General features: G+C 74.1%; 21 protein-coding genes. 6 read left to right on the top strand and 15 right to left on the bottom strand.

What is annotated here, in order from left to right:
* Window positions 1-82: 82 nt before the first annotated feature.
* Complete coding sequence (gene ectA / locus IEZ20_RS37055; protein ID WP_189307092.1) at window positions 83-601, bottom strand: diaminobutyrate acetyltransferase; 519 nt, start codon at window positions 599-601, stop codon at window positions 83-85.
* 322 nt (window positions 602-923) lie between these two features.
* Window positions 924-2,024 carry a pyridoxal-phosphate-dependent aminotransferase family protein gene (locus IEZ20_RS37050; protein ID WP_189307091.1) on the bottom strand — a complete coding sequence of 367 codons (1,101 nt, stop codon included), beginning with the start codon at window positions 2,022-2,024 and terminating at the stop codon, window positions 924-926.
* Between the two features lie 150 nt (window positions 2,025-2,174).
* Between IEZ20_RS37050 and IEZ20_RS37045 the strand changes: the two genes are divergently transcribed.
* From IEZ20_RS37045 to IEZ20_RS37025, 5 genes are all read left to right on the top strand, one after another.
* Window positions 2,175-3,023 (top strand): transporter substrate-binding domain-containing protein, encoded by an 849-nt coding sequence (locus IEZ20_RS37045; protein WP_189307089.1) that lies wholly within the window; start codon window positions 2,175-2,177, stop codon window positions 3,021-3,023.
* The gene (locus IEZ20_RS37040) at window positions 3,020-3,856 is read left to right on the top strand and encodes an amino acid ABC transporter permease (RefSeq protein WP_189307087.1); all 837 of its coding nucleotides are present in this window, start codon (window positions 3,020-3,022) and stop codon (window positions 3,854-3,856) included. Before IEZ20_RS37045 ends, IEZ20_RS37040 begins: the two co-directional genes overlap by 4 nt.
* Window positions 3,853-4,647 carry an amino acid ABC transporter ATP-binding protein gene (locus IEZ20_RS37035; RefSeq protein WP_189307085.1) on the top strand — a complete coding sequence of 265 codons (795 nt, stop codon included), beginning with the start codon at window positions 3,853-3,855 and terminating at the stop codon, window positions 4,645-4,647. Before IEZ20_RS37040 ends, IEZ20_RS37035 begins: the two co-directional genes overlap by 4 nt.
* An 18-nt stretch (window positions 4,648-4,665) precedes the next feature.
* Window positions 4,666-5,757 carry an amidohydrolase family protein gene (locus IEZ20_RS37030; RefSeq protein WP_189307082.1) on the top strand — a complete coding sequence of 364 codons (1,092 nt, stop codon included), beginning with the start codon at window positions 4,666-4,668 and terminating at the stop codon, window positions 5,755-5,757.
* Window positions 5,758-5,902: 145 nt separating this feature from the next.
* Window positions 5,903-6,811, top strand: a complete 909-nt coding sequence (locus IEZ20_RS37025) for an SCO1860 family LAETG-anchored protein (RefSeq protein ID WP_189307080.1) — start codon at window positions 5,903-5,905, stop codon at window positions 6,809-6,811.
* Between the two features lie 29 nt (window positions 6,812-6,840).
* Here the strand turns inward: IEZ20_RS37025 and cobC are convergent, their stop codons facing one another.
* Genes cobC through cobM form a run of 6 tightly spaced genes read right to left on the bottom strand, consistent with a single transcriptional unit; the run spans window position 6,841 to window position 13,173 of the window.
* On the bottom strand, window positions 6,841-7,947 hold the full coding sequence (gene cobC / locus IEZ20_RS37020) for an Rv2231c family histidinol phosphate aminotransferase CobC (RefSeq protein WP_189307078.1): 1,107 nt from the start codon (window positions 7,945-7,947) through the stop codon (window positions 6,841-6,843).
* Window positions 7,937-8,851: a sirohydrochlorin chelatase gene (locus tag IEZ20_RS37015; RefSeq protein WP_189307076.1), complete on the bottom strand. Its 915-nt coding sequence runs from the start codon at window positions 8,849-8,851 to the stop codon at window positions 7,937-7,939. The genes cobC and IEZ20_RS37015 overlap by 11 nt, the downstream gene beginning before the upstream one ends.
* Window positions 8,848-9,438 carry a precorrin-8X methylmutase gene (locus IEZ20_RS37010; RefSeq protein WP_189307074.1) on the bottom strand — a complete coding sequence of 197 codons (591 nt, stop codon included), beginning with the start codon at window positions 9,436-9,438 and terminating at the stop codon, window positions 8,848-8,850. Before IEZ20_RS37010 ends, IEZ20_RS37015 begins: the two co-directional genes overlap by 4 nt.
* Window positions 9,435-11,126 (bottom strand): precorrin-3B C(17)-methyltransferase, encoded by a 1,692-nt coding sequence (gene cobJ, locus IEZ20_RS37005; protein ID WP_189307072.1) that lies wholly within the window; start codon window positions 11,124-11,126, stop codon window positions 9,435-9,437. Before cobJ ends, IEZ20_RS37010 begins: the two co-directional genes overlap by 4 nt.
* Window positions 11,123-12,358: a precorrin-6y C5,15-methyltransferase (decarboxylating) subunit CbiE gene (gene cbiE, locus IEZ20_RS37000; RefSeq protein WP_189307070.1), complete on the bottom strand. Its 1,236-nt coding sequence runs from the start codon at window positions 12,356-12,358 to the stop codon at window positions 11,123-11,125. Before cbiE ends, cobJ begins: the two co-directional genes overlap by 4 nt.
* Entirely contained in the window at window positions 12,355-13,173 is an 819-nt protein-coding gene (cobM, locus tag IEZ20_RS36995) for a precorrin-4 C(11)-methyltransferase (RefSeq protein WP_189307068.1), read from the bottom strand. Before cobM ends, cbiE begins: the two co-directional genes overlap by 4 nt.
* 82 nt (window positions 13,174-13,255) lie before the next feature.
* Here cobM and IEZ20_RS36990 point away from each other — a divergent pair, with 82 nt between their 5' ends.
* Entirely contained in the window at window positions 13,256-13,984 is a 729-nt protein-coding gene (locus tag IEZ20_RS36990; protein ID WP_189307066.1) for a ZIP family metal transporter, read from the top strand.
* Window positions 13,985-13,995: 11 nt separating this feature from the next.
* On the opposite strand, the gene cobI is transcribed toward IEZ20_RS36990, so the two are convergent.
* Genes cobI through IEZ20_RS36955 form a run of 7 tightly spaced genes read right to left on the bottom strand, consistent with a single transcriptional unit; the run spans window position 13,996 to window position 24,834 of the window.
* Window positions 13,996-14,727 carry a precorrin-2 C(20)-methyltransferase gene (cobI, locus tag IEZ20_RS36985; RefSeq protein WP_189307064.1) on the bottom strand — a complete coding sequence of 244 codons (732 nt, stop codon included), beginning with the start codon at window positions 14,725-14,727 and terminating at the stop codon, window positions 13,996-13,998.
* Window positions 14,724-16,100 carry a cobyrinic acid a,c-diamide synthase CobB gene (locus IEZ20_RS36980; RefSeq protein ID WP_189307062.1) on the bottom strand — a complete coding sequence of 459 codons (1,377 nt, stop codon included), beginning with the start codon at window positions 16,098-16,100 and terminating at the stop codon, window positions 14,724-14,726. Before IEZ20_RS36980 ends, cobI begins: the two co-directional genes overlap by 4 nt.
* Window positions 16,094-16,693, bottom strand: coding sequence for a cob(I)yrinic acid a,c-diamide adenosyltransferase (gene cobO, locus IEZ20_RS36975; protein ID WP_189307060.1), 600 nt, complete (start codon window positions 16,691-16,693; stop codon window positions 16,094-16,096). The genes IEZ20_RS36980 and cobO overlap by 7 nt, the downstream gene beginning before the upstream one ends.
* Window positions 16,693-18,726, bottom strand: coding sequence for a putative cobaltochelatase (locus IEZ20_RS36970; RefSeq protein WP_189307058.1), 2,034 nt, complete (start codon window positions 18,724-18,726; stop codon window positions 16,693-16,695). Before IEZ20_RS36970 ends, cobO begins: the two co-directional genes overlap by 1 nt.
* Window positions 18,723-22,388 carry a cobaltochelatase subunit CobN gene (cobN, locus tag IEZ20_RS36965; RefSeq protein WP_189307056.1) on the bottom strand — a complete coding sequence of 1,222 codons (3,666 nt, stop codon included), beginning with the start codon at window positions 22,386-22,388 and terminating at the stop codon, window positions 18,723-18,725. Before cobN ends, IEZ20_RS36970 begins: the two co-directional genes overlap by 4 nt.
* Entirely contained in the window at window positions 22,385-23,893 is a 1,509-nt protein-coding gene (locus IEZ20_RS36960; RefSeq protein ID WP_189307054.1) for a cobyric acid synthase, read from the bottom strand. Before IEZ20_RS36960 ends, cobN begins: the two co-directional genes overlap by 4 nt.
* The gene (locus tag IEZ20_RS36955) at window positions 23,890-24,834 is read right to left on the bottom strand and encodes a cobalamin biosynthesis protein (RefSeq protein ID WP_189307052.1); all 945 of its coding nucleotides are present in this window, start codon (window positions 24,832-24,834) and stop codon (window positions 23,890-23,892) included. Before IEZ20_RS36955 ends, IEZ20_RS36960 begins: the two co-directional genes overlap by 4 nt.
* Window positions 24,835-24,894 lie beyond the last annotated feature (60 nt).

The following is a 24,894-nucleotide window of genomic DNA, read 5'->3' as shown; positions in this document are numbered from 1 at the left end:
ACGGCAGTAGCTGCGCACCTCGGACTCCAGGGTCTCGAAGACGCTGAGGTCGGGCTGGGTGATGGTCACGGTGAATCGCTCCTCAGTGGGCGGTGGACGCGGTCAGCGGGCCGATGCGGTAGAGGACTTCGGGGTCGTGCGGGCCGTCCGGGAACAGGTCGGCGGGGAACAGCAGCTCGCGGCCCACCCGTGCGCCGTGCCGCTCGGCGAACGCGGTGAACAGCCGCTCGGAGGCGGTGTTGCCGGGCGTGATGGTGGTCTCCAGCTCGGTGATCCCGCGTTCGGCGGTGAGCCGGGCGGCCAGCCCGTCCAGCAGCCTGGCGGCGATGCCGCGGCCCCGGTGGGCGGGGTCGACGGCCACCTGCCAGACGAGCAGGGTGCGGGGCCGGTCCGGCCGCAGGTATCCGGTGACGAAGCCGACCGGCTCCCCGTCCGCCCCGCGTGCCACCGCGGAGGTGGCGGCGAAGTCCCGGCACCACAGCACATAGCTGTAGGACGAGTTCAGGTCGAGGGTTTTCGAGTCCTTGGCGAGACGCCAGAGCGCGGCCCCGTCGGTCGGTGCCGGCCGTTCGATGAGCAGGTCTGCGGATGCGGCAGTCATGCGGCACGAATTTAGCGAGGCGAATTCGAAAATGCACGGGAGTGGTTCCCGGGGCCACTCGTCGCCTCAACGGAATGTCCGTAATGTCCTGCGATAAATCAGGGCAAATCGCCGTCGCTGTGGATTGTGTCACAGCCCGGAAACCGCCGGAAACCCGCCTGCAAAGTCCCCTGTTTAGCTCTGCAAAAAGGGGGCAGAAGAAGACGGGAAGCTATCGTCCGGTAAATTGGCGGGAATTGTGAAAGTGAATTGAATGGGAAGGGGATTTACAGGGGACGGAGAGAAGGGGATTCGAGTGGGGGAGCGGGCGGACCGGGGCCGGCTACTGCCAGACCTTCTCCACCGCCCGGCGGGCGGCCTCCGGGTCCACCGGCAGGCCCTGCTCCGCGAGTGCCGCGCCCAGCGCCGCCAGACAGCCGAGCACCGCACCCGGGGTCGCGTCGGGGCCGTAGTGGTTGACGCGGATCATCTCCCTCGCCAGCGCGCCGCCGCCGGCCGCCAGCGGCAGCACCGGATCGGCCGCCAGGGCGCGGGCCACCAGCTCCGCGGCCACCACCCCGGACGGCACCCGCAGGGTCGTGGCGACCGGCGCCGCGTCCCGCTCCTCATGCACGTACGACTCCAGGCCCCCGCCCAGCGCCACCGCGCCGGCCCGCGTCGCCAGCGCGGCGCGCCGGTGCCGGGCCATCACCGTCTCCAGGCCGTCCGACTCGATCCGCTCCAGGCAGGCCTGAAGGGCGAGCATCTCCAGCTGCGCCGGAGCGTGCGGCAGCGCTGTGCGGCCGGCGTCGATCCAGCGCTCCTTCCAGTCCAGCAGGGAGAGGTAGGAGCGGCGCGGGGCGCTCGGGTTGGCGGCCATCCGGGCCCACGCCCGCTCGCTCACCGAGATCGCCGACACCCCCGCCGGGCCGCCCATCGCCTTCTGCGCCCCGATCACGCACAGGTCCACGCCCCACGCGTCCGGCAGCACCGGCTCCGCGCCCACCGAGGCCACCGCGTCCAGGTAGAAGAGCGCGCCCTGCTCCCGGACCGCCTCACCGATCTCCGCGACCGGGTTGGTGTTGCCGGTCGCCGCCTCGGCGTGCACCAGCGACACGAAGTCGATCTCCGGGTGGGCGGCGAACGCCTCCCGGACCTGCCCGGCGGTCACCGCCGTGTGGAACGGGACGGAGAGGTCGTACACCGTGGCGCCGGCGTCCCGCAGCCAGTTGCCGAAGGTCTGGCCGTACGGGCCCGTGATCACGTTCAGGGCCACGGTGCCCGGGCCGGCCGCCGCGCGGATCGCGCCCTCCAGCGGCAGCAGCGCCTCGCCCTGGGTGACCAGGACGTCCTGCCGGGTGTCCAGCAGCCGGGCCACGCCGTCCTCGATGGCGGCGAAGCGCTCGGCACTCAGCGGGGGCAGGTCGAGGAAGGGGTGGGTCACGGCGGCGCTCTCTTCGCTCTCGGGGCTGGGTCGGGAAGGTCGACTTCACCGATCTTAGGTCGAAAGCCTTCGTAACCATCGGTTTGATTTGAGAGACTCAAACCCTTCCTTATAATCGGAAGCCACAGTTCCCGCTCAGGAGATCTCCCCATGAAAACGCTCGCAGGGCGCCGGACCCGCCTTCTGGCCGCCACCACCGCGACCGCCGCACTCGTGCTCGTCGTGGCCGGCTGCTCCTCCAGCGACTCGGGGAGCGGCAAGACCACCGTCAAGGGTGTCCACCTCGCCAAGGCCGGTCAGCTGACCACCTGCACCCACCTGCCCTACCCGCCGTTCCAGTCGGAGATCAACGGCAAGGTGCAGGGCTTCGACGTCTCCCTGATCGACCTCGTCGCCAAGGACCTCGGCGTCAAGCAGCAGATCCTCGACACGCCCTTCGAGAACTTCAAGACCGGCGCCTTCCTGAACTCGGGCGAGTGCGACCTGGCCGCCGCCGGCATGACCATCACCGACGAGCGCAAGAAGAACGTCGACTTCTCCGACCCGTACTTCGAGGCCACCCAGGCCGTCCTCGTCGACAAGAGCAGCGGGATCAACTCGCTCGCCGACGTCAAGGCCAAGGGCAAGAAGCTCGGCGCCCAGGCGCAGACCACCGGCGAGGACTACGTCAAGGGCAAGGGCTACGACCCGATCTCCTTCGAGTCCTCCGACGCCGTCCTCAACGGCCTGCGCACCGGCCAGGTCCAGGCCGTCGTCATCGACTTCCCGGTCGTCCAGGGCTGGCTGAAGGACAAGGCCAACGCGGACAAGTTCAAGGTGGTCGACAACCTCAAGACCGGTGAGCAGTACGGCTTCACCGTCAAGAAGGGCAACAAGGCGCTGCTCGACGCCATCAACAAGGCGCTCAAGACCGCCAAGGCCGACGGCACCTACAAGAAGATCTACGAGCAGTGGATCGGCCCGTACGACGCCTCCGTCGCCTCTCCCGCCGCCTCATGACCGATACGGACGCCACCACCCTCCAGCCGAAGAAAAAGGGACTGACCCGGCGCCAGAAGCGCAGGGTGTCGCAGGGCGCGCAGTACGCCGTCTTCGTCGCCGCCGTGATCGCCTTCGCGGTCACGGCGGACTGGGGCCGGCTGCAGAACCAGTTCGCCCAGGCCGACATCGCCCGGCAGATGTTCCCGGACGTCATCACGCTGGCGCTGAAGAACACCGTGCTCTACACGCTGTCCGGCTTCGTCGTCGGCCTCGTCCTCGGCATGGTCATCGCGCTGATGCGGCTGTCCTCCGTGGGCCCCTACCGCTGGCTGGCCGGCGTCTACATCGAGATCTTCCGGGGCCTGCCCGCCCTGCTGATCTTCATCTTCGTCGGTGTGGCCGTCCCGCTCGCCTTCCCGGGCACGGAGATCCCGGGCGGCACCTACGGCAAGGTCGCCCTCGCGCTCGGCCTGGTCTCGGCCGCGTACATGGCGGAGACCATCCGCGCCGGCATCCAGGCGGTGCCCAAGGGACAGATGGAGGCGGCCCGCTCGCTCGGCTTCTCGCCCGCGAAGGCCATGGTCTCCATCATCGTCCCGCAGGCCTTCCGGATCATCCTGCCGCCGCTCACCAACGAACTCGTCCTGCTCTTCAAGGACTCCTCGCTGGTGCTGTTCCTCGGTGTCACCCTGGAGGAGCGGGAACTGTCCAAGTTCGGCCGCGACCTCGCCAGCACCACCGCCAACTCCACGCCGATCCTGGTCGCGGGCCTGTGCTACCTGCTGGTCACCATCCCGCTCAGCTTCGTCGTCCGCCGTATGGAATCCAAGGCCCAGGAGGCGATCCGGTGAGCCGCCCGGAGATCGAGGTCCGCGGACTGCACAAGTCCTTCGGCGACAACGAGGTGCTGCGCGGCATCGACCTGGAGATCGGCCAGGGCGAGGTCGTCTGCGTCATCGGCCCCTCCGGCTCGGGCAAGTCGACGCTGCTGCGCTGCGTGAACCTGCTGGAGGAACCCAGCAAGGGGCAGGTCTTCGTCGGCGGCACCGAGGTGACCGACCCCGACGTCGACATCGACGCCGTACGCCGCCGCATCGGCATGGTCTTCCAGCAGTTCAACCTCTTCCCGCACCTGGACGTCACCGGGAACCTCACGCTGCCCCAGCGCCGGGTCCTCGGCCGGGACAAGGAGACGGCCGCGCGCGTCGCCGCCGAGAACCTCGCCCGCGTCGGCCTCTCCGAGAAGGCGGACGCCTACCCGTCCTCCCTCTCCGGCGGCCAGCAGCAGCGCGTCGCCATCGCCCGCGCGCTCGCCATGGGCCCCGAGGTGATGCTCTTCGACGAGCCGACCTCCGCGCTCGACCCGGAGCTGGTCGGCGACGTCCTCGCCGTCATGCGCAGGCTCGCGCGGGAGGGCATGACGATGATGGTCGTCACCCACGAGATGACCTTCGCCCGCGAGGTCGCCGACCGGGTCGTCTTCATGGACGGCGGCGTGATCGTCGAGGACGGCAGCCCGGAGCGGGTGATCGGCGACCCGCAGCACGAGCGCACCCGGCACTTCCTGTCCCGCCTGCTCGACCCGGCGATGGCCGAGGTGGAGGAGGAGATCTCCGACCAGGTGGGGAAGTCCGAGCCGTAGGTCGTTAAGGTGCGGTGCATGAGCGATGGTGCCGTGCTGCACGTGAAGGGCCGGGTCCTGGCGGGGCCGGACGACGTCCGCGACGAGCTGTGGGTCGTAGGGGGCCGGATCTCCTACGACCGCCCCGCCGGCGCCCGCGACGTGCGGACCGTCACGGGCTGGGCGCTGCCCGGCCTGGTCGACGCGCACTGCCATGTCGGCCTCGACGCGCACGGCCCGGTCGACGCGGGCACCGCCGAGAAGCAGGCGCTCACCGACCGGGACGCGGGCACCCTGCTGATCCGCGACGCGGGCTCGCCCTCCGACACCCGCTGGATCGACGACCGGGCCGACCTGCCGAAGATCATCCGGGCGGGCCGGCACATCGCCCGCACCCGCCGCTACATCCGCAACTACGCCTGGGAGATCGAGCCGGACGACCTCGTCGCCCACGTCGCCCGGGAAGCCCGGCGCGGCGACGGCTGGGTCAAGCTGGTCGGCGACTGGATCGACCGCGACCTCGGCGACCTGGCGCCCTGCTGGCCGCGCGAGGCCGTGGAGGCGGCCATCGCCGAGGCCCACCGGCTCGGCGCCCGCGTCACCGCCCACTGCTTCGCCGAGAACTCCCTGCGCGACCTGGTCGAAGCCGGGATCGACTGCATCGAGCACGCGACCGGCCTCACCGAGGACCTGATTCCGCTGTTCGCCGAGCGGGGCGTCGCGATCGTCCCGACCCTCGTCAACATCGCCACCTTCCCCCGGCTCGCCGACGGCGGCGACAAGAAGTTCCCGCAGTGGTCCGCCCATATGCGCCGGCTGCACGAGCGGCGCTACGACACCGTCCGCGCCGCCTACGACGCCGGCATCCCGGTCTTCGTCGGCACGGACGCCGGCGGCTCACTGGCCCACGGGCTCGTCGCCGAGGAGGTCGCCGAGCTGGTCACCGCCGGCATCCCGCCGGTCGACGCCCTCGCCGCCGGCAGCTGGGCCGCCCGCGCCTGGCTCGGCCGGCCCGGCCTGGAGGAGGGCGCCCCGGCCGACCTCGTGGTCTACGAGGCCGATCCGCGGGCCGACGTACGGGTGCTGGCGGCGCCGCGGCGGGTGGTGCTGAACGGCCGGGTCGTCGAGTAGGTGTGCGCGCGGCACGCCCCCCATTCGAATCGGCGAGCGATGGATCCACGTTTGGGTGAAGTGACCCGGGAACGCTGACCGTTCACCCACAGTGGGGACAAGGTTGACGGGTCCCAAGCTTGTCCCGTCTGGGGGTCCCACCGCCTTGAACAGCAACAACTTCCGCATGCCCGCACGCCGTCTCGCCGCGCTCGCGACGGCGACGGCCCTCGCCTCGGCGCCCGTGGTCCTGGGGGGCGCGGGCGCCGCGCACGCGACCGACGAACACGGTCGCGCCTCCGCCGTCGTGCTGCGCACCGGGCTCGACGTGTCCCTGCTCGACAAGACCGTGAACGTCCCGCTCGCGGTCTCCCTCAACGAGGTCCAGGCCCCTCGGAGCGCCGACCGGACGGCCCTGTCCGCCCGGCTCGACGGCGTGAACGGCGGCCGGCCGTTCACCGTGCTCGGCGCGGACGTCGCCGAGGCGAAGGCCACGGTGACCGCGCGGCGCGCCGAGGGCTCGGTCCGCGTCGCCCACGCCAGGCTGCACGTCCCCGGCCTGCCCCTGCTGTCCCTCGTCGAGGCCGACGCGATCACCGCCAAGGCGACCTGCGAGGCCGGCCGGGCACCGGCCGCCTCCGCGAACGTCCTCGGCGCCGTCACCGTCCTCGGCAAGCGCGTCACCCTGACCGCCGGCGGCCCGGCCGAGGTGAAGGTCCCCGGCGTCGGCGAGGTCCGCCTCGACCTCTCCCAGCGGCGCACCACGACCCGTACGGCCGCCGCGACCGCCCTCGAACTCAAGGTCTCCGTCAATCCGTTGAAGCTCAACGTGGCCGACGTGGAGGGCACCGTCACCCTGGCCAGGGCCACCTGCGACTCCCCGATGGCCCCGCCCACCGGAAAGCCGGTTCCCCGCCACGACCCGGCCGGCCCCCGCCCCCAGGGCGGAACCTCCGAGGCAGGCCTCGCGGAGACGGGCGGCAGCCCGGCCACCCCGTACATCGCGGGCGGCGCACTCGCGCTGCTGCTGGCGGGCGGGGGAGCGGTGGTGATGGCCCGCCGCCGGAAGAACTGACCGGCCCCGGCCGCTCCCCGCCCCGCGGGTCACCCCGGGGGGGGAGCGGCCCCCCGGTCCGCCGCGTCGGTGCCGGCGAGCGCGGCCGACAGCGCCCTCAGGAAGCCGTTGGCCGTCTCCCGGTCCCGGACGGCGACCCGCACCCACTCCTCGCCGAGCCCCGGGAACGTGTCGCCCCGCCGCACCGCGTAGCCGAGGTCGCGCAGCCGGCGCCGCACCCCGGCCGCCCCCGGCATCCGCACCAGCACGAACGGGCCCTCCGCGGGCTCAGCCACCCGCACCCCGAGGGGGGCGAGGGAACCCAGCCCGGCCAGCAGATGCGCCCGGTCCGCCGCGATGCGGTGCGCCGCGTGCCCCGCCTCGGCCAGCGCCCGCGGCGCCACACAGGCCCGCGCGGCCGCCAGCGCCGGCGTCGACACCGGCCACAGCGGCTGGGCCCGCTCCAGCTCGGCGACGGTCTCCGCGGGAGCCAGCACATAGCCGATGCGCAGCCCGGCCAGCCCCCAGGTCTTGGTGAGGCTGCGCAGCACCACGAGACCCGGTACGTCGGTCCGCCCGGCCAGCGTCTCCCGCTCACCGGGCACCGCGTCCATGAACGCCTCGTCCACCACCAGCGTCCGGCCCGGACGGGCGAGCCGGACGATCGCGTCCGCCGGATGCAGCACCGACGTCGGATTGGTGGGGTTGCCGATCACCACCAGGTCGGCGCCCTCCGGCACGGCCGCCGGATCCAGCCGGAACCCGTCCTCCGCCCGCAGCAGCACCCGGTCCACACTGTGCCCGGCGTCCCGCAGCGCGGCCTCCGGCTCCGTGAACTGCGGGTGCACCACGACCGGCCGGCGGACCTTCAGCGCGCGGGCGAGCAGCACGAACGCCTCCGCGGCCCCCGCCGTCAGCAGCACCCGCTCCACCGGCAGCCCGTGCCGCTCCGCCACCGCCGCCCGCGCGGCCCGCCCGTCCGGGTAGGCCGCGAGGGACGACAGCGAACCGGCGATCTCCTCCCGCAGCCACGAGGGGGGCGTGTCCGCACGGACGTTGACGGCGAGGTCGACCAACCCGGCCCCGTCGTCGCGCACTTCGGCGTCCCCGTGGTGCCGCAGATCGGGCCCGGTCCCGGCGGAGGGCTCAGTGCGCATGGCTGTGCGAGTGCCCGCCGTGGTGGTGGCCGTGCCCGTGGTGGTGGCCGTCGTCGTCCGGGTGGAAGTGCGGCTGCTGCGGCAGTCCCACCTTGTCCTCGAAGCCCGGCAGCGCGATCCGGTACACGCACGAGTCGCAGTTCATGCGCAGATCACCCTTGACGGCCTCCTCGTACCGCTCCATCACCAGGTCCAGCAGCTCCGGCTCCGGCCCGATGACGTCCGCCGACCGCACGTCCAGGTCCGGGTGCGCCGCCGCCCACTCCCCGGTCTGCTGCCGCACCCGGTCCGGCAGGATGCCGGTGAAGAGGAAGTAGGGGAGCACGACGATGCTCCGCGCCCCCAGCGCCGCGCACCGGTCCAGGCCGCTCGGCACGTCTGGCGCCGCGAGCGACACGAACGCCGTCTCCACCCCGCCGTACCCACGGCCCTCCCACAGCAGCCGCGCCGCCTTGAACACCTCGGCGTTGGCGTCGGGGTCGGTCGAGCCGCGCCCGACCAGCAGCACCGTCACCTCCGAGCGGTCCGTGTCGCCGAGCACCTCCTCCAGCCGCCGCTCCAGCACGTTCAGCAGCGCCGGGTGCGGGCCCAGCGGGCGGCCGTAGGTGTACGAGATGCCCGGGTGCCGCTCCTTCTCGCGGGCCAGCGCCGCCGGGATGTCGCCCTTGGCGTGCCCGGCGGACACCAGCATCAGCGGCACGGCGGCGAACCGGCGTACGCCCTGTTCGACCAGCTCGGTGACGGCCTCGCCCAGCGGCGGCGGGGACAGTTCGATGAAGCCGCCGGCGACGGGCAGCCCGGGGTGGCGGCGCCCCAGCTCCCGGACGAAGTCGCGGAACGCCTCGGCTCCGGCGTCGTCACGGGTGCCGTGTCCGGCGATGAGCAGGGCGGGCGGGGTGGTCACGAGGTCTCCTCGGAGTGCGGAACGGGGTGGTACAGCAGGGCGTTGAGCGCGGCGGACGCGACCGCCGACCCGCCCTTCTCGGACACGTTGCTCACGGCGGGCAGCCCGCTCTCGCGCAACGCGGCCTTGGACTCGACCGCGCCGACGAAGCCGACGGGCAGGCCGATGACGAGGGCCGGGGCGGCGTCCAGGGTCAGCAGCTCCTCCAGCGCGGTCGGCGCGTTGCCGATCACCCAGAGGGCGCCGGGACCGACCTGCTCGAACGCGAGCCGGATCGCGTGCGCCGACCGGGTCAGCCCCGGACCGGCCACGGCGTCCCGCAGCCGGCAGACGGTCTCCCGCCGGGTGATCCCGGCGGCCACCATCTCGACGTCCACGACCACCGGCGCCCCGGCGTGCAGCGCCGCGTGCGCCGTCTCCAGCTCGCCCTCGTCCATGACGAGGTCGGTCGCGTACTCCAGGTCGGCGGCGGAGTGGATGACCCGCTCCACCACCGCCCGGGTCAGCGGCGGGAAGTGCGAGGTGTCCAGGCGGGCGCGCAGCCGCCGGTAGGACTCCTGCTCGATCGGGTGGACGACGCGGTTCACTCGGCCCCCTCCTGCGACGCCTGCCAGCGGTAGCCGCGCGGCGTCACCATGCGCCCCGCGATCTCACGGGTCGCCGTGTTGCCCACGGTCACGACCGTCATCATGTCGACCGTCGCCGGGTCCAGCGCGGCGAGCGTGGTGACCCGCGCCGACTCGTCCGGCCGGGAGGCGTTGCGGACGACACCGACGGGTGTCGTCGGCTCCCGGTGCCCGGAGAGGATCGCGAGCGCCTTGGGCAGCTGCCAGTCCCGGCCCCGGGAGCGCGGGTTGTAGAAGGTGACGACGAGGTCCGCCTCGGCCGCCGCGCGCACCCGGCGCTCGATGACCTCCCACGGCGTGTGCAGGTCGGACAGGCTGATGGACACGTGGTCGTGGCCCAGCGGCGCCCCCAGGACCGCCCCGGCGGCCAGCGCGGCCGTCACCCCGGGCACCCCGACCACGTCGATGTCGTCGGAGGCCTCCGCGAGCGCGGGGGAGGCCATGGCGTACACGCCCGCGTCCCCGCTGCCGATCAGCGCGACCGCGTGCCCCTCGCGGGCCTGTGCGACCGCCGTACGGGCCCGCTCCTCCTCCGCGCCGAGCCCCGACTCCAGCACCCGGGTGCCGGGCCGCAGCAGGTCGCGGATCTGGTCCACGTACTGGTCGAGCCCGACCAGTACCGAGGCCCGCCGCAGCTCGGCCGCCGCCCGCGGGGTGAGCAGGTCCCGGGCGCCCGGCCCGAGCCCGACCACCGCGAGCCGCCCGCGCCCGGGCCGCCGTACGACGGCACAGGTCGCCATGGCCGGCCGCCCCGCCGACTTCCGCTTCGGGACGAGGAGTTCACCGCCCCGGACCAGCGCGGCGGCCTCCGCCACCGACGGGGTGCCGACGGCCGCGAGCGGCGCGTCCGACGGGTTGGGCACCTCGACCGCCGCCAACTCCTCGGCGGAGTACGTCACCAGGGGCACCCCGAGCCGCTCGGCGGCCGCCACGATGCCCGGCTCCTCCGCCTTGGCGTCGACGGTGGCCAGCTCGGCGACCGACGCCGACGACAGCCCCGCCTCCCGCAGCGCCCCCTCGACCAGCGCGAGGACCTCCCCGGCCGGCGCCCCCTTCGACGCGCCCACCCCGACCACCAGCGACGGAGGCCGGAGCAGCACCTCCCGCTCGCCCGCCGGGACGGCCCGGTCGGTGACCCGGATCGTGTACGACCCCTGGTCCGCGACGGGCAGCGGCGGCAGCGGCCACGCCACCTCCGCCTCCAGCGCCACCGGTTCGCCGTCCAGCAGCGCCCGGGACACCGCGGCGACCGCGCCCTCGTACGGCAGGCCCAGCGTGTCCAGCCCGGGCAGCCCCGCCGAGTCCGTCGCGGTCGTCACCACCGGCTCGGCACCGAGCACCTCGCCGACCTCACGGGCCAGCTCGTTGGCGCCGCCGCCGTGCCCGCCGAGCAGCGACACCGCGAACCGGCCGGCCTCGTCCACGCACACCACACCCGGGTCGGCCGCCTTGCCGGCGAGCAGCGGCGCCAGCAGCCGTACCACCGCCCCCGTCGCCAGGAAGCACACCACCTGCTCGCACTCCGCGAACGCGGCCCGCACGGCCTCCCCGACGGGACCCTCGTAGACGCGCGTACGCTCCGGCCAGGCCGCGGCCAGCCGGTCCCGCGCCGCCGCCCCCGCCGCGGTGGCGGAAATCAGGCCGATCACTGGACTACTCCTTCACTAGGCGCCGTGGTTCTCACGCCCCACAGCAGAAACACAGGATTGGTGGCCGCCAGCCGGGTCACGTCACCCGGCAGCGGCGCCAGCCGCGAGGCCTGCAACAGCACCCCGTCGCAGGCGAACCCGGCACCGGTCAGCGCCGCGCGGGCCGCCGGCACCCGGTCCAGCGCGGCCACGGCCACGACGACCGCCCGCCGCGCCCGCCGGGCACACGCGGCCACCACGGCGGGCAGCTCCCGGCCCCCGCCGCCGACGAACACCGCGTCCGGATCACCGGCCAGATCCTCCAGGGCCCCCGGCGCCGAGCCGTGCACCACGTCCACGTCGACGCCGTGGGCGCGCGCGTTGGCCCGGATCCGCTCGACCCCGTCGGCCGCCTTCTCCACGGCGACGACGGCCGCGCCGAGCCGCGCGCACTCCACCGCGACCGAACCCGAGCCGGCGCCCACGTCCCACACCAGGTCCCCGAGGCGCGGCCCCAGCCGGGCCAGGGCCAGCGCCCGCACCTCGAACTTGGTGATCATCGAATCCCGGTGCGCGAACGCGTCCTCCGCCAGCGCCCACCCGGCCGGAGCCCCGGGCACCCCGGCGACCGTCCGCACCGCACCGAGCGCCCGCGCCTCGTCCAGGCACAGCACCACGCTCACCGCCGTACCCCAGTCCCGGGCCGCCGCCTCCGCGGGCGTCACCCGCTCCACGCGCTCCCGCCGCGGATCACCGAGGGCGCTCGCCACCACCAGCACCCGGTCCGGCGGCACCGCCGCCCCCAGCTCGGCGGGCCCGGCGCCCGGTCCGGTGAGCACGGCCACCTTCGGCCGGGCCCGGCACACGTTCACCGCCGTCCGCAGCTCCCGGCCGTGCGCGCTGACCACGACCGCGTCGTCCCAGGGCAGCCCGATCCGGGCGAAGGCGGCGGCCACCGAGGACACCCCCGGCCGCACGTCCAGCAGCCCGGGACCGAACCGCTCGGCCAGCACCCGCACGATCCCGAAGAACCCCGGGTCCCCGGAGGCCAGCACGACCACCGGCAGCTCCTTGCCGACGTACTCGGCCACCGTGTCCAGGGCGGGAGCCAGCGGCCCGAGCACCACCCGCTCCGCCCCCTCCGGCAGCCGTACGGCGTCCAGGTGCCGCCGCCCGCCGACCACCAGCGCGGCCCCGGCGAGGACGTCCGCGGGCACCGGAGCCCCGGTCCCCGTACCGACGACCGTGATCAACTCTTCGCCCTCTGCTCGCGCAGCGCCCGCCGCGCCTCGGGATCGGCCTTGCGGTAGCCGTGGAAGTGACCCGGGTGGTACAGGTGCGAGCGCGTCCCGTGGGCGTCCAGCGCCGGACCGACCAGGAACAGCGTGTGCTTCCAGAGCTTGTGCTCCTTGACCGTCTCCTCCAGCGTGCCGATCGTGCACGTCACGACCAGCTCCTCCGGCCAGGTCGCCTGGTACGCGACCACGACCGGCGTGTTCGTGGGGTAGCCGCCCTCCAGCAGCTCCCGCACCAGCTGCCCGCTGCGGGCCGCCGACAGGAAGACCGCCATGGTCGTGCCGTGACGGGCGAACTCGCGCACCTCCTCACCGGGAGGCATCGGGGTCTTGCCGCCGCCCAGCCGGGTCAGCACCACCGACTGCGCGACCTCCGGGATCGTCAGCTCGCGCTGCGCCAGCGCGGCCACCGCGGAGAACGAGGACACCCCGGGCACGACCTCGGTCGCGATACCGATCTCCCGGCAGCGGTCCAGCTGCTCCTGCGTGCCGCCCCACAGGGCCGGGTCACCGGAGTGGATCCGGGCCACCCGCAGCCCCTCCTCGAACGCACGTCGGTAGACCGCGACGACGTCCTCCAGCGACATCGTCGCCGAGTCCAGGACCTCGGCGTCCTCGCGGGCGTGTTCGAGGACCTCGGCCTGGACCAGGCTCGCGGCCCAGATCACGACGTCGGCCTCGGCGATGGCCCGTGCGGCACGGAACGTCAGCAGGTCGGCGGCGCCGGGGCCGGCACCGACGAAGGTCACCTTGCCGGTGGTGGCATCGGCCATGGGAATCGGTCCTCTCCTACGAGTACTGCGGTTGTGGCTGTCGGACGTGCGGGAACGCGGGTCGATCCGATAGCAAGGGGCTATGGCGGTCTTCGTCGCGCTCGGCGCGTTCCTCATGACGCTGGCCGGCGGCTGGACGGCACAGCGCGTGACCGACCGCCGCCACCTGGTCCTGGGCCTGGCCGGCGGGCTGATGCTGGGCGTGGTCGGCCTGGACCTGCTGCCGGAAGCCCTCCGGGCGGCGGGCACCGAGGTCTACGGCGTCCCGGCCGCGCTCCTGCTGTTCGTGGCCGGCTTCCTCCTCGCCCACCTGGTGGAACGCCTGCTGGCGGCCCGCCGTGCAGCCCACGGCGCCGGCGAACGCAACCACAGGGCGCCGGAGGTGGGCCTCACGGCGGCCGCGGCGATGGTGGGCCACAGCCTGATGGACGGTGTGGCGATCGGCGCGTCCTTCCAGGTGGGCGGCGGCATGGGTACCGCGGTGGCGCTCGCCGTCATCGCCCACGACTTCGCGGACGGCTTCAACACCTTCACCCTCACCAGCCTCTACGGCAACGCCCGCCGCAAGGCCCTCGCCATGCTCTTCGCGGACGCCGTCGCCCCCGTCGCCGGAGCTGCCGCGTCCTCCTTCCTCACCATCCCCGAGGGCCTCCTCGGCGGCTATCTCGGCCTGTTCGGCGGCGCCCTGCTCTACCTCGCCGCGGCCGAGATCCTCCCCGAGGCCCACCACGAGCACCCCGCCCGCTCGACCCTGCTGTGCACGGTCGCCGGCGCGGCGTTCATCTGGCTGGTGGTCGGCGTCACCGGCTGACGCGGACGCCGTCACAGCTTCCCGCCCCGCCCGCCGTCGCGCCGCGCGGGCGCGATCAGCGTCGACAGGTACGGCAGGGCGGCCCCGTCCAGCTCGGCGGCCGGCCGCACCGACTCCTCCGGCAGCCCGAGCGCCGACCCCCACACGGCGTCCCCGATCCGCCCCGTCTCCCGCAGCGCCCGGGCCACCTCGGCGGCCTGCCGCCCGAACTTGTACGCCACCACCGTCCCCGGCCCGGCCAGCGCCTCCTTCAGCACCGCCGACCCGGCGGTCACCGGGACGAGGGTGAGCGGCTCGGTCCCCTCGGTCAGCACGGCACCCGAACGCGCCGCGAGATCCTGCATGGCGGTGATCCCCGGCACCGTCTCCACGACGACACCCGGCACCAGCTCCGCGATGGTCTGCGCGAGATAGGTGAACGTCGAGTACACATTGGGATCGCCGATGGTGGCGAAGGCGACCACACCGTGCTCCCTGAGCAGCCCGGCGACCCGCTCGCCCGCCGCGTCCCAGGCGGCCTCCCGGCGCGCCCGGTCCGTCCGCTCGTTCAGCGCGAACACCACCCGGACGATCTTGTCCTGGGTCACGTAGTGCGACACGGTCGCCTCGGCGCGCCCCCGCTCGCCCGTGTCCATGACGGGGACGACGACGACATCGGCGGCCCGCAGCGCGTTGACCCCCTTCACGGTCACCAGCTCCGGATCCCCGGGACCGACCCCGACCCCGACCAGCCTGCTGCTCATGACGTCCGGCACCTCTCCACGAACCGACGGGCGACACCGGGCCGGGACGCCCAGTGCGTGTGCAGATAACTCGCGTGCACGCCCTGCTGTACGAAACCCTCGACCCGCCGGACCGGAGCCCGCACGCCCCAGGCGGGAGCGGCACCGGCACCCGGCTCGACGACGGTGCGGTGGAACTCGTGCCCCCGCATCCGTGTCCCGGCCGCCGCCAGCACACTGTCGCCGACGGCCACGGCGTCCCGGTAGCCGAGGGTCAGCCGATCGGACATCCGCGCGGTCGCGTCCAGCACCCCGCACATGGGCTGCCCGTCCAGCTCACGGCAGAGGTAGAGCAGCCCGGCACACTCGGCGGCCACGGGGGCGCCGGACAGGGCCAGTGCGGCGACGGCCTCGCGCAGCGGCGCGTTGGCGGACAGCTCGGCGGCGTACACCTCCGGGAAGCCGCCTCCGATGACCAGCCCGGCGGTTCCCCCGGGCAGTCGCGCGTCCCGCAGCGGGTCGAAGGTGACGACCTCGGCACCGGCGGCGGTGAGCAGCTCGGTGTGCTCGGCGTAGGAGAAGGTGAAGGCGGGGCCGCCGGCGACGGCGACGACGGGGGCTCGCTCCCCGGCGGACCGAGTCGGCTGGTGGGTGGGCGAGGCGGGGTCCCAGGGGGCGGGGTCCCCCGGGAGGGCACCGGCACTCCGGGCGAGTGCCTCCAGCGCCTGAAGGTCACACCCCCGTACCACCTGCTCGGCCATCGAAGCCACCGCTTCGACCGCCGCGGAACGCCGTTCGGCGACCGGGACCAGCCCCAGGTGCCGCGACGGGGTCTCCACCTGGGCCACCCGTCGCAGCACCCCGAGGACGGGCACCCCGGCCGAATCCAGCGCCTCCCGGAGAAGTTCCTCGTGCCGGTCGGACCCGACCTTGTTCAGGATCACGCCTCCGACCCGCACCCGCGGGTCCCACGACGCGAACCCGTGCACCAGCGCCGCCACCGACCGCGACTGCGAGGACGCGTCCACGACGAGCACGACCGGCGCCCCCAGCAGCTTGGCGACCTGCGCGGTGGACGCCAGCTCGCCTTCGCCGCCGGCCCCGTCGTACAGCCCCATCACGCCCTCGACCACGGCCAGGTCGCACCCCCGCGCCCCGTGCAGGAACAGCGGAGCGACCAGCTCCGGCCCGCACAGGTACGCGTCCAGGTTGCGCCCCACCCGCCCGGTCGCGAGGGCGTGGTACCCGGGGTCGATGTAGTCCGGCCCGACCTTGTGCGGGGACACGGCGAGCCCCCGCGCGGCGAACGCGGCCATCAGCCCCGTGGCGACGGTGGTCTTGCCGCTGCCCGAGGAGGGCGCGGCGACGACCAGCCGGGGAACGGCAGTCACCACTCGATGCCCTTCTGGCCCTTCTGCCCCACGTCCATGGGGTGCTTGACCTTGGACATGTCGGTGACGAGGTCGGCGAGGTCCACCAGCTTCTCCGGCGCGTTCCGCCCGGTGATCACGACATGCTGGGTACCGGGCCGGTTCCGCAGCACCTCCACGACCTCGTCGGTGTCGACCCAGCCCCAGTGCATCGGGTACGCGAACTCGTCCAGCACGTACAGCCGGTACGTCTCGGCGGCCAGGTCCCGCTTGACCTGCTCCCAGCCCTCGCGGGCCTTCTCCTCGTTGTCCATCTGGGCGTCCCGCTGGACCCACGACCAGCCCTCGCCCATCTTGTGCCAGTCGACGGTCCCGCCCTCGCCGGAGGCACCGAGCACCCGCAGCGCGTTCTCCTCGCCGACCTTCCACTTCGCCGACTTGACGAACTGGAACACCCCGATGGGCCACCCCTGGTTCCAGGCGCGCAGCGCGAGCCCGAACGCGGCGGTGGACTTGCCCTTGCCGACGCCCGTGTGCACGACGACCAGCGGCCGGTTGCGGCGCTGACGGGTCGTCAGGCCGTCGTCCGGTACGACACTCGGCTGTCCCTGCGGCATTACGCGGCCCTCCTGCTGCCCTGAATCCCCTTCACGAGCCCGGCGATCGAGTCCGCCCGCAGCTCGTCCAACGTCACGGCCGTACCGCCCAGCTCACCCGCGAGCTTCCCGGCCAGCCCCAGCCGCACCGGCCCCGACTCGCAGTCCACGACCACCGAGGCGACCTGCCCGGCCGCGAACAGCCCGGCGGCCCGGGAGGCGAGCAGCAGCGGCTCCGGACCACCGGTGGCCCGCCCGTCCGTCACCACGACCACCAGCGGCCGCCGCGCCGGATCCCGCAGCCGCTCCACCCGCAGCACCTCGTGCGCCTTGAGCAGCCCGGCCGCGAGCGGCGTACGCCCCCCGGTGGGCAGCGACTCCAGCCGTACGGCGGCGGCGTCGACGGACGACGTCGGCGGCAGCGCGACCTCGGCCGCCGCCCCCCGGAACGTCACGAGCCCCACCTTGTCCCGCCGCTGGTACGCGTCCAGCAGCAGCGACAGCACAGCCCCCTTCACGGCGCTCATCCGCTGCCGCGCGGCCATCGACCCGGAGGCGTCCACGACGAACAGCACGAGGTTCCCCTCGCGCCCCTCCCGGGTGGCCTGCCGCAGATCGTCCCGGCGCACGACCAGCCCGGGACCGGACCGCCCCCGCGCCCGCTGGTGCGGCGCGGCGGCCTGCACGGTCGCCGCCAGGTGCAGCTTGGTCAGCGCCCCCTGGGGCCGCCGGGCCCCCGTGGTCCGCCCGTGCTCGGTCCGCGCCCGGGACCGCCGACCGGCCGCGCCCTCACCGATGCCGGGCACGCTCAGCACCCTGGTCCGGAACGGCTCGGCGGCCCGCACGGCCGACTGCTGCTGCCCGCCGGACGCCTGCGGCTGCCCGCCCTCACCGGCCTCCGGCCGGGCGGCGTCACCCCCGTCACCCTGCGGACCGGACTCGGGCTGCGGCTGCCCGCCGCCGCCACCGGGACCGTCCGGGCCGGGATCGTCGTCGTCCCCGCCGTCCCCGCCGTTCCCGCCGTCCCCGCCGTTCCCATCGTCCCCGGAGAACTGCTCCAGCGTCTCGTCCAGCTTGTCCTCGTCCAGACCCGGCGCGTCGAACGGGTTCCGCCGCCGCCGGTGCGGCAGCGCGAGCAGCGCCGCCTGCCGCACGTCCTCGGCGAGCACATCGGTCCGCCCCGCCCACGCGGCCAGCGCGGTGGCGGTCCGCGCCATGACGATGTCGGCGCGCATCCCGTCCACCTCGAAGGCCGCACAGGTCGCCGCGATCTGCCTCAGCGCCCCGTCGCCCAGCCGCACCGACGGCAGCAACGCCCGCGCGGCGACGATCCGCTGCCGCACGGCGGCCTCCTCGTCGGCCCAGCGGGCGGCGAAGGCGGCGGGGTCGTCGTCGTACGCCAGCCGGCGCCGGACGACCTCCACCCGCTGCTCCGGCTCCCGCGAGGCCGCGACCTCCACGGTGAGCCCGAACCGGTCCAGCAGCTGGGGCCGCAGCTCGCCCTCTTCCGGGTTCATGGTGCCGACGAGCAGGAACTTCGAGGCGTGCCGCACGGACACGCCCTCGCGCTCCACGTACGAGGCCCCCATCGCCGCCGCGTCCAGCAGCAGGTCGACCAGGTGGTCGTGGAGGAGGTTGACCTCGTCGACGTAGAGGATCCCGCGGTGCGCGTCGGCCAGCAGGCCCGGCTCGAAGGCCTTCACGCCCTCCGCGAGCGCCCGCTCGATGTCCAGCGCGCCGACCAGCCGGTCCTCGGAGGCGCCGACGGGCAGCTCGACCATCCGCGCGGGCCGCTCGGTGCCCCGGCCCGGCTCGTGCGGACCGTCCGGGCACGCGGGATCGGGCGAGGCCGGGTCGCACGAGAACCGGCACCCGGGCACGACGGCCACCGCGGGCAGCAGCACCGACAGCGCCCGCACCGCCGTCGACTTGGCGGTGCCCTTCTCACCGCGCACCAGCACACCGCCGACCGCCGGCGACACGGCGTTCAGCAGCAGCGCGAGCCGCAGGTCGTCCTGGCCGACGACGGCCGTAAAGGGGAACGGGGTGGTCACTGGTCGCCCTCCAAGTCGCCTTCCAGCTCCAGGTAGGTGGCGCGCAGCCGCTCCAGCGTGTCCGCGTCCGGCTCCGCCCACAGCCCGCGGTCCGCCGCCTCCAGCAGACGCTCGGTGATGCCGCGCAGCGCCCATGGGTTGGACTTCTTCATGAAGTCCCGGTTCTCCGGGTCGAAGACGTACTCCGCGCTCAGCTTCTCGTACATCCAGTCGTCGACCACGCCCGCCGTCGCGTCGTAGCCGAACAGGTAGTCCACGGTCGCCGCCATCTCGAAGGCGCCCTTGTAGCCGTGCCGGCGCATGGCCGCCGTCCAGCGCGGGTTGACCACGCGGGCCCGGAACACCCGGTGGGTCTCCTCGCCGAGCGTCCGCGTCCTCACCTGGTCCGGTACGGCCGAATCGCCCACGTACGCCTCGGGGTTGGCGCCCGTCAGGTGCCGCACCATGGCGACCATGCCGCCGTGGTACTGGAAGTAGTCGTCGGCGTCGACCAGGTCGTGCTCACGCGTGTCGACGTTCTTCGCCGCCACCGCGATCCGCCGGAACGCCGTCTCCATGTCCCCGCGCGCCGCCCGCCCGTCGAGCCCGCGCCCGTAGGCGTAGCCGCCCCAGACGGCGTACACCTCGGCCAGGTCCGCGTCGCTGCGCCAGTTCCGGGCGTCGATCAGCGGCAGCAGACCCGCGCCGTACGCGCCCGGCTTCGAACCGAAGATACGGGCCGTCGCGCGCCGCCGGTCGCCGTGCTCGGCCGCGTCCTCGTCCACGTGCGCCCGCACGTAGTTGGAGTCGGCCGGCTCCTCCAGCTCCGCCACCGCCCGTACCGCGTCGTCGATCAGACCGACCACATGCGGGAACGCGTCCCGGAAAAACCCGGAGATGCGGACGGTGACGTCGATGCGCGGGCGCCCCAGCTCCGCCAGGGGAACCACCTCGAAGCCCGTCACCCGCCGCGAGGCCTCGTCCCACACCGGACGGCAGCCCAGCAGCGCGAGGATCTCGGCGATGTCGTCGCCCTGGGTGCGCATCGCGGACGTGCCCCAGACCGTCAGGCCCACGGACTTCGGGTACTCACCGGTGTCCTGGAGATAGCGCGCGACCAGGGAGTCCGCCAGCGACTGGCCGACCTCCCAGCTGAGCCGGGACGGAATGGCCTTGGGGTCGACCGAGTAGAAGTTCCGGCCCGTCGGCAGGACGTTGACCAGGCCCCGGGTCGGGGAACCCGACGGACCCGCCGGGACGTAGCCGCCGTCCAGGGCCCGCAGGATGTGCCCGATCTCGTCGGTGGTCCGCGCCAGACGCGGGACGACCTCGTCGCACGCGAACTCCAGCACGGCGACCGCGTCGGGGAGTTCGGCGCCGAGCGCGCCCCGCAGGACCGCCGGGACGACCGCGCGGTCCCACGCCCGCGCCTCCATCTCCTCCGCGACCCGCCGGCACAGCTGCTCCAGCAGGTCGATCGCGTCGGAAGCGGTCCGGGACGGGCCGTCCACCAGGTCCGTCAGCTCCACCGGCACCTTCACCGGGGCGCCCGGCTCGGCCAGCAGCTCCTTCTCCTCCAGCCCGAAGTGGGCCGCCAGCGAGGCCCGCAGACCGGGCAGCGCGTTCGCCCGGCCGCCCCACACCTGCGAGGCGCGCAGGACGGCCAGCACCAGGTTCACCCGGGGCTCGCCGACCGGGCCGCCGCCGAGGATGTGCAGGCCGTCCCGGATCTGCACGTCCTTGATCTCGCACAGATAGCCGTCGATGTGCATGACGAACTCGTCGAACGCGTCGTCGTCCGGCTGCTCGTCCACGTGCAGGTCGTGGTGCAGCTCGGCCGCCTTCACCAGCGTCCAGATCTGGGCGCGGACGGCCGGGGCCTTCGCCGGGTCCAGGTCGGAGACGAGCGCGTACTCGTCCAGCAGCTGCTCCAGCTTGGCCAGGTCACCGTAGGTGTCGGCGCGCGCCATCGGCGGCACCAGGTGGTCGACCACCGTGGCGTGCCCGCGCCGCTTGGCCTGCGTGCCCTCGCCGGGGTCGTTGACGATGAACGGGTAGACGAGCGGCAGGTCGCCGAGGACGGCGTCCGGGGCGCAGCCGCGCGACAGGCCGAGGCCCTTGCCGGGCAGCCACTCCATCGTGCCGTGCTTGCCCATGTGCACGATCGCGTCCGCGCCGAAGCCCCCCTCCGATGGAGCGGCCTCCAGCCAGCGGTAGGCCGCCATGTAGTGGTGGGAGGGCGGCATGTCCGGGTCGTGGTAGATCGCGATCGGGTTCTCGCCGAAGCCGCGCGGCGGCTGGATCATCACGACGACGTTCCCGAACCGCAGGCTGGCCAGCACGATGTCGTCGCCGTCCACGTAGAGGCCGCCCGGCGGCTCGCCCCACGCCTCCCGCATGGCTTCCCTGAGGCCGGGGTCGAGCTTCTCGAACCACGCCCGGTAGTCGGCCAGCGGCACCCGCGCGGGCGCCGCGGCCAGCTGCTCCTCGGTCAGCCACTCGACGTCGTGGCCGCCGGCCTCGATGAGGCGGTGGATCAGCTCGTCGCCGCCGGAGGGGTACTCGGTGAGCCCGTACCCGGCGTCCCGCAGCGCGTCCAGCACCCGTACCGCCGACGCGGGCGTGTCCAGGCCGACCGCGTTGCCGACCCGGGAGTGCTTGGTCGGGTACGCGGTGAAGACCAGGGCGACCTTCTTCTCGGCGTTCGGCTTGTGCCGCAGCCGGGCGTGCCTGACGGCGATCCCGGCGACGCGGGCGGCCCGCTCGGGGTCGGCGACGTACACCGGCACCTCGTCGGGGCCCTGCTCCTTGAAGGAGAACGGGACGGTGATCAGCCGGCCGTCGAACTCCGGGATCGCCACCTGCATCGCGGCGTCCATCGGGGACAGGGCGGCGTCGGACTCCTCCCACGCGGCCCGCGAGGAGGTGAGGCACAGCCCCTGCAGCACGGGGACGTCGAGGTCGGCGAGCGCGCCGATGTCCCAGGACTCCTCGTCGCCGCCCGCCGAGGCCTGCGAGGCGTGCGTGCCGCCGGCCGCGAGCACGGTGGCGACCAGCGCGTCGGCCCGGCCCAGCAGCTCGTACAGCCCGGCGTCCGCCCCGCGCAGCGAACCGCAGTACACCGGAAGGGCGTTGGCGCCCTGTGCCTCGATCGCCTCGCACAGGGTGTCCACGAAGGCGGTGTTGCCGCTGAGTTCGTGCGCCCGGTAGAACAGCACGCCCACGGTCGGCCGGCCGCCCCGGACCTCGTACGCGCCGTGCACGCCGAACTCCGGCATCTTCCGCGGCTCCTCGAAGCCCTCGCCGGTCAGCAGCACGGTGTCGGACAGGAACCGGGACAGCTCCAGCAGGTTCGCGGGGCCGCCCTCGACCAGGTACTTCAGCGCCTCCGCGACCACACCGGCCGGTACGGACGACTCCGCCATCAGCTCGGCGTCCGGCACGGTCTCGCCGCCCAGCAGCACGGTCGGGATGCCGGACGCCTTCAGCGCGGCCAGCCCGTCCTCCCAGGCGCGCTTGCCGCCCAGCAGCCGTACGACGGCGAGGTCCGCGCCCTCGACCAGGCCCGGCAGTTCCCCGGCGACGTCGACCCGGGTGGGGTTGCCGATGCGGTAGCCGGCGCCGGAGGCCCGGGCCGCCAGCAGATCCGTGTCGGCGGTCGACAACAACAACACTGTGCTCATGCGGGCGCTCCCGGTGGAATGAAAGGCAGTCCTTGCGGCGCGCCCGACTCGATGAGCCGCCACAGCGCGTCCGTGTCCGCGTGCTGTTCGATGAGGTCGCCGAGCCGGTCGAGCTGCTCCTCGCGCAGCGCGGCGAAGGAAGTGTCCGGCGCGGGCACGAAGCGGCGGCCCGCGGCGGCGGCCACCTCGCGCAGGAAGGCCCGGCGGAAGCCGTCCGACTCCAGCGAGCCGTGCCAGTGGGTGCCCCAGGTCTGGCCGACCCGGCAGCCGTCCAGGAAGGGCTCGCCGCCCTCGACGGTGGCCACGCCGTGGTGGATCTCGTAGCCGTCGACCCGCTCGCCGAGGGCTTCGCCGCTGGGCCGGGTGAGGGTCTTCTCGCGGGCGAAGCGCACCCGGACGGGCAGCACGCCGAGGCCCGGGACGGCTCCGGCGCGGGACTCGACCTCGTCCTCGATGTGCTCGCCGAGGATCTGGAAGCCGCCGCAGACGCCGAGGACGGGGCGCTGTTCGACGGCCCGCCGTACGAGCGCGTCCGCGAGCCCGCGCTCCCGCAGCCACTCCAGCGCCCGCACGGTCCCGCGCGTGCCCGGCACCACCACGAGGTCGGCGTCCGCCAGCTCCTCCGGCCGGTCCACGAACCGCACCACGACACCCGGTTCGGCGGCCAGCGCGTCCACGTCGGTGAAGTTGGACATCAGCGGGATCGCGCACACGGCGACCCGCAGCACGTCCTCGCCGACCGGGGGAGCGACCGTGGACTCCCGCACGGTGCCGCGCAGCGACACCCTCAGCCCGTCCTCCTCGTCGATGCCGAGCCCGTGCCGGAACGGCAGCACGCCGTACGTCCGCCGCCCGGTGAGGTCCCGGAGCATGTCCAGCCCGGGCTCCAGCAGGGAGACGTCGCCCCGGAACTTGTTCACCAGGAACCCGGCGACCAGTTCCTGGTCCTCCGGGGAGAGCAGGGCGACGGTGCCGAAGAAGGACGCGAAGACGCCCCCGCGGTCGATGTCGCCGACGACGAGCACGGGCAGCCGCGCGTTGCGTGCGATGCCCATGTTGACGATGTCCGTCCGACGGAGGTTGATCTCGGCCGGACTGCCCGCCCCCTCACAGATCACCGCGTCATACGTGCCCCGCAACTCGGCCAGGCAGTCCAGCACCGTGCCCAGCAGCCGCTGCTGGCGCCCGCCGTGGTACCCGCGTGCGCTCAGCTCGCCCACCGGCTTGCCGAGCAGCACCACCTGGCTGCTCTGCTCGCCGCCGGGCTTGAGCAGCACCGGGTTCATCAGCGCGGTCGGCTCGACCCGGCAGGCCTGCGCCTGCATCGCCTGCGCCCGCCCGATCTCCGCGCCCTCGCGGGTGACGAACGAGTTCAGCGACATGTTCTGCGCCTTGAACGGCGCGACCTTCACCCCCTGGCGTACCAGCCAGCGGCAGATGCCGGCCGTCACGACGCTCTTGCCGGCGTCGGAGGTGGTGCCGGCGACGAGGAGACCACCGTTCACTTCCCGCGTCCTTTCAGCAGCCGGCGTGCGGCGAGCGTGCCGGCGAGGGCGAGCAGGCCGACGCGGCGGGAGAGCCGTACGGCCCGGTCGATGTCGGTGACCCGGACCGGCCGCCCGGCGGCGCCGTTGAGTACGGGCCGGTGCTCGGTACGGCCGCCGTAGGAGAGCGTCCCGCCCAGGCGTACGCCGAGGGCACCCGCGAAGGAGGCCTCCACGGGACCGGCGTTGGGGCTCGGGTGCCTGCCCGCGTCCGTCCTCCAGGCGCGCAGGGCACCGCGCGGATCGGGTCCGGCCGCGGCGGCGAGTACGGCGGTCAGCCGGGCCCCCGGCCAGCCGGCGACGTCGTCGAGGCGGGCGGAGGCCCAGCCGAAGCGCCGCAGCCGGGGGGACTTGTGACCCACCATCGCGTCCAGGGTGTTGACCGCCCGGAACCCGAGGAGCCCCGGGACCCCCGCCACGGCACCCCAGACGAGGGCGCCGACGACGGCGTCCGAGGTGTTCTCGGCGACCGACTCGACCACGGCCCGGGCGATGCCGTCGGCGTCCAGCGCCTGCGGGTCCCGGCCGCACAGGTGGGGCAGCCGGGCCCGTGCGGCCTCGACGTCCCCGGCCTCCAGGGCGCGCCCGACGGCACGGGCCTCGCGGGCGAGCGAGGTGCCGCCGACGACGGCCCAGGTGGCGGCGGCGGTCAGCGCGACGGAGGCGGTGGGGGAGGGGCGTACGGCGCGTGCGGCAAGTGCGCCGAGCGCGACGGCGCCACCGGCGCACACGGTGGTGTGCAGGGCGCCCCAGCCGCGGTGGTCGTGCCACAACGCGCCTTCCACGGCCCCGGCCGCCCGGCCGAAAGCGGCGACGGGATGCCCGCGGCGGGGATCGCCGAGGAGCAGGTCGCCGAGGACGCCGGCGGCGGCGCCGTACGCGTACGTGCGATCGGCACCCATCGGCTCAGCCGGCCGTGGGCGCAGGAACGGTCCCGGTAGGCCTGGTGCTGGTCCTCGATC

Origin of the sequence: Streptomyces cinerochromogenes (genome assembly GCF_014648635.1) — a bacterium.
Lineage (GTDB): Bacteria > Actinomycetota > Actinomycetes > Streptomycetales > Streptomycetaceae > Streptomyces > Streptomyces cinerochromogenes.
The sequence above is the reverse complement of the archived record's forward strand: the minus strand, read 5'-3'. Positions and strand labels throughout refer to the sequence as shown.

Excerpts from the sequence above, each read along its gene's own strand:
- ectA (WP_189307092.1), bottom strand. The coding sequence starts at position 601 with ATGACTGCCGCATCCGCAGACCTGCTCATCGAACGGCCGGCACCGACC.
- IEZ20_RS37045 (WP_189307089.1), top strand. The coding sequence starts at position 2,175 with ATGAAAACGCTCGCAGGGCGCCGGACCCGCCTTCTGGCCGCCACCACC.
- IEZ20_RS37040 (WP_189307087.1), top strand. The coding sequence starts at position 3,020 with ATGACCGATACGGACGCCACCACCCTCCAGCCGAAGAAAAAGGGACTG.
- IEZ20_RS37030 (WP_189307082.1), top strand. The coding sequence starts at position 4,666 with ATGAGCGATGGTGCCGTGCTGCACGTGAAGGGCCGGGTCCTGGCGGGG.
- cobC (WP_189307078.1), bottom strand. The coding sequence starts at position 7,947 with ATGCGCACTGAGCCCTCCGCCGGGACCGGGCCCGATCTGCGGCACCAC.
- cobM (WP_189307068.1), bottom strand. The coding sequence starts at position 13,173 with ATGGCCGATGCCACCACCGGCAAGGTGACCTTCGTCGGTGCCGGCCCC.
- IEZ20_RS36990 (WP_189307066.1), top strand. The coding sequence starts at position 13,256 with ATGGCGGTCTTCGTCGCGCTCGGCGCGTTCCTCATGACGCTGGCCGGC.
- cobI (WP_189307064.1), bottom strand. The coding sequence starts at position 14,727 with ATGAGCAGCAGGCTGGTCGGGGTCGGGGTCGGTCCCGGGGATCCGGAG.
- cobO (WP_189307060.1), bottom strand. The coding sequence starts at position 16,693 with ATGCCGCAGGGACAGCCGAGTGTCGTACCGGACGACGGCCTGACGACC.
- cobN (WP_189307056.1), bottom strand. The coding sequence starts at position 22,388 with ATGAGCACAGTGTTGTTGTTGTCGACCGCCGACACGGATCTGCTGGCG.
- IEZ20_RS36955 (WP_189307052.1), bottom strand. The coding sequence starts at position 24,834 with ATGGGTGCCGATCGCACGTACGCGTACGGCGCCGCCGCCGGCGTCCTC.